Origin of the sequence: Amycolatopsis kentuckyensis (assembly GCF_002155975.1) — a bacterium.
Lineage (GTDB): Bacteria > Actinomycetota > Actinomycetes > Mycobacteriales > Pseudonocardiaceae > Amycolatopsis > Amycolatopsis kentuckyensis.
Map to the genome: position 1 here is coordinate 1 of NZ_MUMI01000746.1, position 1836 is coordinate 1836.

Below are 1836 nucleotides of genomic sequence, written 5' to 3' on the forward strand. Positions count from 1 at the left end.
ACAGGGACCAACTGGGAAGCCCACCGTGCCAACGACCAGCTCGCCGGGCTGGCGACCACGGTCGGCGGCCTCGTGCAGCTGATCAAGGACGGCCACGACATCGACGAGGCCGCGCTGGCCCGCGAGCTGGCACCGACGATCGCCTCGGCCATCGCGGCGAAGGACTTCACCTCGTACACGCCCGAAGAGGTCGCGGCCGCGGTGAAGGACATGCTGCACCAGGTCACCGGCGGTGCCCAGTGAACACCGCCGTGGCCTGGTACCAGCGGTTCCGGAAGGCACTCGCCGGAGCCGTTGCGGTCGCCGCCGTCCCGGGCGTGCTCGGGGTCCTGAACGCCCTGCCGGGCGTCCACATCGACGCCGGGCTGTTCGCCACCCTGACCGCCGTCGGCGCCGTGCTCGTCGGCGGCGGCACCGTCGCCGCCGTCCCGAACACCCCGAGCCTCGACGACGCGCTGAAGGCCGCCGGACAGCACGGCCTCGTCGTCGGGAGCGTCAACCCGGCTCCGGAGCCCTGACGTGGCGGCGCGGTCGGACGCGGCCACCGACCGCGTCAGCCGGACCACGGCACCGTCACTGGCCGGCGTCACGTTCTGCTGCTGGGCAAAGGTCGGCGCCGTCCACGCCGGGAACCTCTTCCACCCGATGATCCGGGTCGAGGCCGGCGGCGGCACCGCGGCGATCTTCTCCTTCCGCGGCACCAACGGCCGGACGCCGACGCTCTACTCGGCAGCCTCGACAACCGGCATCGCCGGCGCCGAGCAAGCCCTGTCCACGTGGGCATTCCTGGCGTTCACGATGAACAGCGGCCCGGCACAGCTGTTCTACGGCAACACCCCCGGCTCGCTGACCAAGGTCACCGGCACCGTCAACACCTCCGGCACACCCGACACCGTCACGCTGTTCAGCCGGTCGCCCAGCGACGGCTCGGAATGGCTCGAGGGCAGCATGGCCTACGCGCGCATGTGGACCGCCGTGCTCTCCGATGCCGAGATCGCCGCGGAAAGCCAAGCCGCTGCCGCGGTCCGGACCTCCGGCCTGTGGGCCGACTGGGCGTTCACCGCGGCCGCGCTCACCGACGGCTCCGGGAACGGCCGAAACCTCACCACTGGCTCCACGGCGCTGTCCAGCGACACCGACCCGGTCCTGACGACGGCAGCAGGACCGATCTACCAGACCTCCCAGTACGGGAGTTTCCACTAAGAAGGGATCCACCGTCATGGCCCGATACGCAGTCCAGGCGAAGAGCTCCGCGGCCCTGGCCGTGGACACCGGCTTCGCGTGGCTCATGGCCTCCGCCAACAACGGCTACAAGCTCCGCCGGGTCACCCTCGGCGTCGTCGCCGGCGCCTCGACCCCGACCAGCCAGCAGCTCACCGTCGGCATCAACCGCGTCACCACCGCGGGCACCACGCCGTCGGCCGGCATGACCCCGGTCAAGCTCGACCCGAACTCGGCCGCGGCCGGGTCGGTGTGGAACACCGGCTACGCCACCCCGCCGACCCTCGGGACGGCGGACATGTACCGGGCGGCGTTCAACTCGCAGTCCGGTGTGGACCTGCCGTGGGAGCTGCTCGAGGAGCTGATCGTCTCGGCGGGCACCTCGAACGGGCTGGTGTTCATCAACCGGGACAACGCGCTCCCGGCCAGCCACAGCCTCGTGATCTCCGCCGAATTCGAAGAGTGATGACGGGCAGGTGAGCAACGCCAGCAGAGGAGGACTGGACAAGTGAACCGACGCTGGCGCAACCTCATCGCCCGTCGAGGCCGGTACCTGCCGGTGCCGCCCGCCACCGTGGCGGCGGCACCGGCAGTCCCACCGCGCCCGGTGCAGCG

Annotated in this window: 4 protein-coding genes; all 4 read left to right on the top strand. The window is 71.3% G+C overall.

Going from position 1 to position 1836, the window contains the following annotated elements; genetic code table 11:
* Positions 1–243: hypothetical protein (locus tag CCN39_RS50500; RefSeq protein ID WP_158104619.1), on the top strand; the 243-nt coding region annotated here is incomplete at its 5' end.
* Positions 240–518 (top strand): hypothetical protein, encoded by a 279-nt coding sequence (locus CCN39_RS47065; RefSeq protein ID WP_086853594.1) that lies wholly within the window; start codon positions 240–242, stop codon positions 516–518. The genes CCN39_RS50500 and CCN39_RS47065, both read left to right, overlap by 4 nt.
* Position 519: 1 nt before the next feature.
* Positions 520–1203 carry a LamG-like jellyroll fold domain-containing protein gene (locus CCN39_RS47070; protein ID WP_086853596.1) on the top strand — a complete coding sequence of 228 codons (684 nt, stop codon included), beginning with the start codon at positions 520–522 and terminating at the stop codon, positions 1201–1203.
* Positions 1204–1219: 16 nt separating this feature from the next.
* On the top strand, positions 1220–1687 hold the full coding sequence (locus CCN39_RS47075) for a hypothetical protein (RefSeq protein ID WP_086853598.1): 468 nt from the start codon (positions 1220–1222) through the stop codon (positions 1685–1687).
* The last annotated feature ends 149 nt before the right edge of the window (positions 1688–1836 follow it).

Coding starts and splice junctions, on each gene's coding strand:
- CCN39_RS47075 (WP_086853598.1), top strand. CDS start 1,220: ATGGCCCGATACGCAGTCCAGGCGAAGAGCTCCGCGGCCCTGGCCGTG.